The organism is Frankia sp. CcWB3 (genome assembly GCF_977927595.1).
The window spans coordinates 1-6,534 of sequence record NZ_CDWRCK010000235.1; the positions used below are offsets into that span (position 1 = coordinate 1).

Sequence of the window (6,534 nt, forward strand, 5' to 3'; positions counted from 1 at the left end):
GGGTTGGAGTACTAGTCCGTCCGGCCGGGCGGAACCATACCCCCGGCCGGATGCATCGTCACGGCCGCTTCCCCCCAGAGCGGGACAAGACGCCCCCGATGACGATCCGTCCGGGCCCCTCTCCGGCCCTCCGCACCCCCCCCGGGGCGCGCAGACGCGCCATGGGGACGTAATGAAGTAACAAATACGTGATCGAGAGCATCATCGCAGGTCACAGGCCCGTGGAGGGTTCGAAACGCGCAAGTTATTTCATTTCGACTCCCATGCAGATGTATGTGCAGAAAATGGATCCGCCGCTTTCCGTAACCGATTGAGATATTCCGCACCTTCTTTTACCGGCCATCCGGGGATCCGCTAGAGGCATCGGTCCCGACTCGTCGTGCATTCCGGCCGGGTTATGCACACCCTCTTCCTTGCAAGGTGACTGCTCGGCTACTTTCTGCCCAAGAGGTGCGCAAGGCACCGACATTGTGGATTTAAGTCACCTTTACCTAGACGGGGGACACATGTCGAATACGTCGTCTGAAAATCCCTCTCCCGTGACCCAGTTCGCGCGCCTGCTGCGGGAGGCCGGGGTATCCGACACCCGGTTCGCCCGGCAGGTGAACGCCCGCGCCCGCCATCAACGCCGGATCGAACTGGGCCTGGCCAGGACCACCGTCGGTCACTGGCGTCGCGGGATGCGGCCGCGTGACCCGATGGTCGCCGAACTCGCGGCGGCCGAGATGTCCGCGGCCCTGGGATACCCGGTCCGGCCGGTGGATCTGGGCTGGCGCGGGGAGTCCTATGAACGCGACGACCTCGGGCTGTCGAGCTCGAACGCACCCACCGAGACCCTCAGCACCCTTGCCGGACTATCGGGACGAGACATGCGGCGACGCGACCTGTTACACGACGGAACGGCCTTCATCGCATCGGCCTTCGCCGATCCGGTCCTCTCCAGCCTCACCGGAGTGGTTGACCGGATCGTCGGGCCGGAACCGACGGGAGCCTCCGCCGGCACCGTGATCCGGGATATGACCGAGACCTTCCGCCGACTGGACGCGAAGTTCGGCGGCGACGAGATCCGGCCTCAGGTCGTCGCCTTTCTGCACGACCGGGCCCGGGCCGCCCGGGAGGGACGGCCGAGCCTCTACCTGTTCAGTGCGCTGGCCGAGCTGACCCAGTTCAGCGGGTGGCTCGCCCAGGACAGCAACCGGCAGGCCCTCTCGCAGCGCTACTACATCCAGGCCCTCAGCCTCGCCGAGCACGCCGACGACGCCATGCTCGCCGGCCGGGTGCTGTCCGCAATGAGCGACCAGGCCGCCCGGCTGGGCCATCCCCGGCAGAGCCTCGCCCTGGCCCGCGCGGCCCTCGGCCGCGCGGTGCGGCACTCCTCGTATGCTGTGCAGGCCATGCTGCACGACAAGCATGCCTGGGCGCTGGCACGCAACCGTGACGAGGCCGGTTGCATAGAGGCCCTGGACAAGATGGACCGGGCGATCGCGCGCAGCGACGGGGACGACGGACCGTCCTGGGCCGGCCACTACAACGCCGGCGGCGTCGCCGAGTGCCATGGTCACTGCCTGTTACTGCTGGGCCGCGCCCGACCGGCCGAGACGAAACTGCTCGAGGCCCGGAGCCTGCAGGGCGCGGCGCGCGCCCGAACCCGCAGCTACGCCGAGGCCGACCTCGCCCTGGCCTACCTGCGCCGACCGACTCCGGACCTGGAGGCCGCCCTGGAGGCGGGCTACCGAGCCGTCTCCGTCGCCGGGCAGCTGCCGTCCTCCCGGGTCACCGAGAAGCTGCGGGAGCTGGACCGTGAGCTCGACACGCACCCGACGGTGGCGGTCCGCGAATGGCACGAACGGGCGCGCCCACTGGTCGGCGCCACCGCCGACGCCACAGCCGCCACCTGACCGGTCACCGATAGCCGTCGCACGGGCGCCGACGACTTCAGCGCCGACGGCTCCCGGCGCCGGCAAGCCACGGCCATCGGCCCCACCGTTACCGACGTCTCACCACCGAACGGGCTGTCCGGGAGCACCCGCCTCCCGGACAGCCCTGCCAGCCGGGCACTCTAGTGCAGTGAGTTCCGCGCAGGAGTCCGGTTCCGCCGTGCCGGACATCGACCCCATCTCCCGGCACAAGAACATCCCGGTCGCCGCCCCGGAGCCCCGGCCGCGCCCGGCCTTCCCGGTCCGCCCCCTGGTCGTGATCGTCGCGTGGGTCACAGCGGCCGGGCTCGGGGGGGTCGCCCTCGGCCGGTTGGCCCATCTCGACGATGCGGTGGGCTGGCCCTACTCCGCGATCAACGCCGGGACCGAACTGCTCTACCTCCCGGCCTACGCCACCGTGGCGGTGGCCTTCGCACTCCGCCGCAACCTGCTGATGATCATCTCCATGGCCCTGATCGCCATCCATCTGTTCTGGACCCTGCCCGAGGTTCTCCCCGGCGGCGCCGAGGAGGCCCCGCAGGGTGCCGCGCGCCTGCGGGTGATGTCGGCAAACCTGCTTTACTACAACGACCGCGCCGACCGACTGGGCACGCAGATCCGCGCCGCGAACCCGGACGTGCTCGTCCTCGTGGAGCTCTCCCCGCTCACCCTGGCGCGGGTCACCTCGTCCGGGGCGCTGGCGAGCTACCGGTACCGCGAGGTGTACCCGGAGCCGGGTGCGTTCGGCGCCGCCGTGTTCTCCCGCTTCCCGCTGCACGACGCCGCGGCCCCGGTCGTCGGCGGATCGATGTCGTTGCGGGCCACCGTGGAGGTGGATGAGCGTCGACGCTTCGTCGTGTACGCGGTGCACACGATCTCACCGACGACCAGCGCCTACACCGACCAGTGGCGGACCCAGCTCGACACGCTGCGCGCGCAACTCGAGCACGCCACGCTGCCGGTCGTCATGGCCGGCGACTTCAATGCCACCCGGGACCACCGGCCGTTCCGCCGGCTGGTGAGCTCGGGGGTACGCGACGCGCACGACGTCGTCGGCGGCGGGTGGCAACCGACCTGGAACTCCAAGAGCCTGATCCTGCCGCCCGTGCTGCGCATCGACCACGTGCTGGCCTCACCCGCGTTTGCGGTGACGGGTTTCGAGGTCGGCGGCGACTTCGGCAGCGACCACCGGCCGGTCATCGCCGACCTGGCCATGCGGTAGCCCCCTGGCGCCTTCGGCGCCATCCGGGGACCCCTACCACAGGCACCGCACGGGGTTCCGGTCAGCGGCCGATGAAGTCGGCCTTGCCGGGCCCGCTCTCGAGGAAGGACTCCATTCCGATCCGCCGGTCCTCGGTGGCGAACAGCCCGGCGAACAGCGCCGCCTCCAGGCGCAGCGCCTCGGCCAGCGCGATCTCCGCGCCGTCGTCGACCGCGTGCTTCGCCGCCGCGAGCGCCATCGCCGGGCCGTTCGTGTACCGGCCCGCGATCCGCTTCGCCTGCACGTACACCTCACCCGCGGAAACGACGGCGTCGGCCAGGCCGATCTCCGCGGCCTCGGCCGCCCGGACCTGCCGGCCGCTGAAGATGAGGTCCTTGGCGCGGGACGGGCCGATCAGGCGCGGCAGCCGCTGGGTGCCCCCCGCACCGGGGATCACTCCGAGCAGGATCTCGGGCTGGCCGACCCGGGCGTCCTCGGCCAGGACCCGCACGTCCGCGCACAGGGCAAGCTCCAACCCGCCGCCCAGGGCATAGCCCGTCACCGCGGCGACCACGGGCTTCGGGATCCGGGCCACGACCTCGAAGGTGGAGTTCAGATCGCCCACCCAGGCGGATACCTCGGCGTAACCCATCGGCGCCATCTGCCGGATGTCGGCCCCGGCGGCGAACACCTTCTCCCCGCCATAGAGCACCACCGCGCGGACGTCCGACCGCCGGGTCGCCTCGACCGCGGCGGTCCGCAGCTCCGCGGCGACCGTGGAATCCAGCGCGTTCATCGGCGGCCGGTCTAACCGGATGGTGCCGATCCCGCCGTCAACCTCGAGCCGCACCACACTCATCCGCATTCCTCCCGCTTCAGGCCCCTCGACGACCGGCGAGGCGTCCGGCACCCCGGCGTTCCCCACCCCGCCCCGGCCCGCCGAGATCGTCGACGGCGCCGGCTTTGAGGATGGTTTCGGTGTCGCTGTAGGTGTCGGTCGTCACGATAGGCCGACACGAGCTGATCTTCATCAATCATCTCCCGATCGGGTTCGGGGATCACTTGGTTCCAGCCGGCGCACTAGCCCCTAACCGGAAGTAGCGGACATTACCAACTGTCGGCCACCAGTCGGTCCCCTCCCACTCCCGGAACCTGCCGACTCTCGCTCCCGGAACCTGCCGACCGCCGGAACCTGCCGCGCAACTCCTGAGAGTTGACGGGCCTTCGTGGTAGACCGAGGGGCAGAGTATGACCGTGCTGTTCGTCCCGAGCCGACCCAGGAGGAGCCGTGGCCGACACAGGTGTCAGCGTCCCGACCGGTCTCGAGAACGTCGCCGATCTCGAGGCGACCCTGGAGAGCCTGCTGTCAGTGGAGCGTTTCGACCCGTCGGCGGCCTTCACCCGGCGCCGGCCGATGGACGCCGACCGGGCCGCCGCCGAGGCGGACCCGAACGCGTTCTGGGCTCGCAAGGCCGAGGAGCTGCTGACCTGGCACACGCCGTTCACGCAGGTACTCGACGACTCGAACCCGCCCTTCTACACCTGGTTCGCGGACGGGACGCTGAACCTGTCGGAGAACTGCCTGGACCGGCACGTGGCGGCCGGGCGCGGCGAGCGGGTGGCCTTCCACTGGCACGGGGAGGAGGGAGAGCGGCGCACCGTCACCTATGCGGACCTGCTCGCCGACACCCAGCGGCTGGCGAACGGGCTGCGTTCGCTCGGCGTGCGCGCCGGCGACGTGGTCGGGATCTTCCTGCCGATGATTCCCGAGGTGGCCGTCGCGATGCTGGCCTGCGCCCGGATCGGCGCGGTCCACAACGTGGTCTTCGGTGGTTTCGCGCCGTCCGCGGTCCGGGAGCGGATGGAGGTCTCCGACGCCAAGGTGCTGATCACCGTGGACGGCGCGCGGCGCAAAGGGCGGACGGCGCCGGTGAAGGCCGCCGTCGACGCGGAGCTCGGTGACCTCCCGGCACTGGAGCACGTTGTGGTCGTGCCCGGGCCGGGCGGTACCGGGGCGCCGATGACCGCGGGCCGGGACGTCTGGTACCATGAACTGCTGGCCGCGGCGGCGCCCGACTGCCCGCCGGAACCGCTGTCCGCGGAGCATCCCCTGTTCATCCTCTACAGCTCCGGATCGACCGCGAAGCCGAAGGGGATCCTGCACACGACCGCGGGTTACCTGCTCGGTGCCACCTACACTCACCGGGCGGTCTTCGACATCGACCCGGGCACCGACGTCTACTGGTGTTCCGCGGACGTCGGCTGGATCACCGGGCACTCCTACATCGTCTACGGCCCGCTGTCGAACGGCGTGACCAGCGTGATGTACGAGGGGGCGCCGGACTACCCCGACTACGACATCTGGTGGCGGCTCATCGAGGAGTACAAGGTCACCGTGTTCTACACGGCGCCGACGGCGATCCGTACGTGCATCAAGTGGGGCGCGCGGTATCCCGGTCGGCGCGACCTGTCCTCGCTGCGGGTACTCGGCACGGTCGGGGAACCGATCAACCCGAAGGCATGGTTGTGGTACCACGTGGTCATCGGCGGTGGTCGCTGCCCGATCGTCGATACGTGGTGGCAGACCGAGACCGGCTCCGTGCTCATCTCGCCGCTGGCCGGCGTGACGTCGACCAAGCCGGGTTCGGCGACCCTGCCGCTGCCCGGTATCAGCCCGGCGCTGCTCTCGGAGGACGGCGAGCCGGTCACCGAGGGCACCGGAATCCTGGTGATCACCAAGCCATGGCCATCCATGCTGCGCACCCTTTACAAGGACGACGAGCGGTTCGTCAAGACGTACTTCTCCCGCTTCGGCCCGTCGACCTACGTCGTCGGCGACGCCGCGCGCCTCGACGCTGACGGCTACTTCTGGATCATCGGGCGGATCGACGACGTCATCAACGTGTCCGGGCACCGGCTGTCCACCGCGGAGGTGGAGTCGGCGATCGTCGCCCATGAGGCCGTCGCCGAGGCGGCGGTGGTCGCAGAGTACGACGAGCAGACCGGCCAGGCGATCGTCGCGTTCGTGACGCTCGCCGGTGACCGCTCGGGCGACGAGGCCGAGCTGCGCGAGCACGTGGCCAGGCGGATCGGCAAGCTCGCCCGGCCGCGGCGGATCATCTGGGCCGACGACCTACCGAAGACCCGGTCCGGTAAGATCATGCGCCGGTTGCTGCGTGACATTGCCGAAGGCCGGGAACTCGGCGACGTCACGACCTTGCGCGACCCCGCGGTGATGGCCGCGCTCGCGGCCAAGGTGGGCACCGCCCGAGACAACGAGTAAGAGCGGTTCCGGTCCCCGGTTCCGGACAATTCTGGCTGTCATCGGGTCGACATGACAGTTGTTTCCCGGCCGGGACCAGCTGGCCGCACCCGGGTGTGTCGACGTCGCCGGCACTGTCTAGTACTCCAACCCGA

General features: G+C 70.0%; 6 protein-coding genes. 3 read left to right on the forward strand and 3 right to left on the reverse strand.

Annotation, left to right across the window (positions count from 1 at the left end; translation table 11 throughout):
• Window positions 1-58 precede the first annotated feature (58 nt).
• Window positions 59-205 carry a hypothetical protein gene (locus tag ACY5KJ_RS16135; RefSeq protein WP_462188914.1) on the reverse strand — a complete coding sequence of 49 codons (147 nt, stop codon included), beginning with the start codon at window positions 203-205 and terminating at the stop codon, window positions 59-61.
• Between the two features lie 301 nt (window positions 206-506).
• Between ACY5KJ_RS16135 and ACY5KJ_RS16140 the strand changes: the two genes are divergently transcribed.
• Entirely contained in the window at window positions 507-1,898 is a 1,392-nt protein-coding gene (locus ACY5KJ_RS16140; RefSeq protein WP_462203743.1) for a transcriptional regulator, read from the forward strand.
• A 169-nt stretch (window positions 1,899-2,067) separates the two neighbouring features.
• Window positions 2,068-3,138, forward strand: coding sequence for an endonuclease/exonuclease/phosphatase family protein (locus ACY5KJ_RS16145; RefSeq protein ID WP_462203745.1), 1,071 nt, complete (start codon window positions 2,068-2,070; stop codon window positions 3,136-3,138).
• Between the two features lie 61 nt (window positions 3,139-3,199).
• Here the strand turns inward: ACY5KJ_RS16145 and ACY5KJ_RS16150 are convergent, their stop codons facing one another.
• Together ACY5KJ_RS16150 and ACY5KJ_RS16155 are read right to left on the reverse strand one after the other, a co-directional pair.
• Window positions 3,200-3,976 (reverse strand): enoyl-CoA hydratase/isomerase family protein, encoded by a 777-nt coding sequence (locus ACY5KJ_RS16150; RefSeq protein ID WP_462203746.1) that lies wholly within the window; start codon window positions 3,974-3,976, stop codon window positions 3,200-3,202.
• A 16-nt stretch (window positions 3,977-3,992) separates the two neighbouring features.
• Window positions 3,993-4,121: a hypothetical protein gene (locus ACY5KJ_RS16155; RefSeq protein WP_462203748.1), complete on the reverse strand. Its 129-nt coding sequence runs from the start codon at window positions 4,119-4,121 to the stop codon at window positions 3,993-3,995.
• Window positions 4,122-4,405: 284 nt separating this feature from the next.
• On the opposite strand from ACY5KJ_RS16155, the gene acs reads away from it, so the two are divergent.
• Complete coding sequence (gene acs, locus ACY5KJ_RS16160) at window positions 4,406-6,400, forward strand: acetate--CoA ligase (protein ID WP_462188917.1); 1,995 nt, start codon at window positions 4,406-4,408, stop codon at window positions 6,398-6,400.
• Window positions 6,401-6,534 lie beyond the last annotated feature (134 nt).

Excerpts from the sequence above, each read along its gene's own strand:
- ACY5KJ_RS16135 (WP_462188914.1), bottom strand. The coding sequence starts at position 205 with ATGATGCTCTCGATCACGTATTTGTTACTTCATTACGTCCCCATGGCG.
- ACY5KJ_RS16140 (WP_462203743.1), top strand. The coding sequence starts at position 507 with ATGTCGAATACGTCGTCTGAAAATCCCTCTCCCGTGACCCAGTTCGCG.
- ACY5KJ_RS16150 (WP_462203746.1), bottom strand. The coding sequence starts at position 3,976 with ATGAGTGTGGTGCGGCTCGAGGTTGACGGCGGGATCGGCACCATCCGG.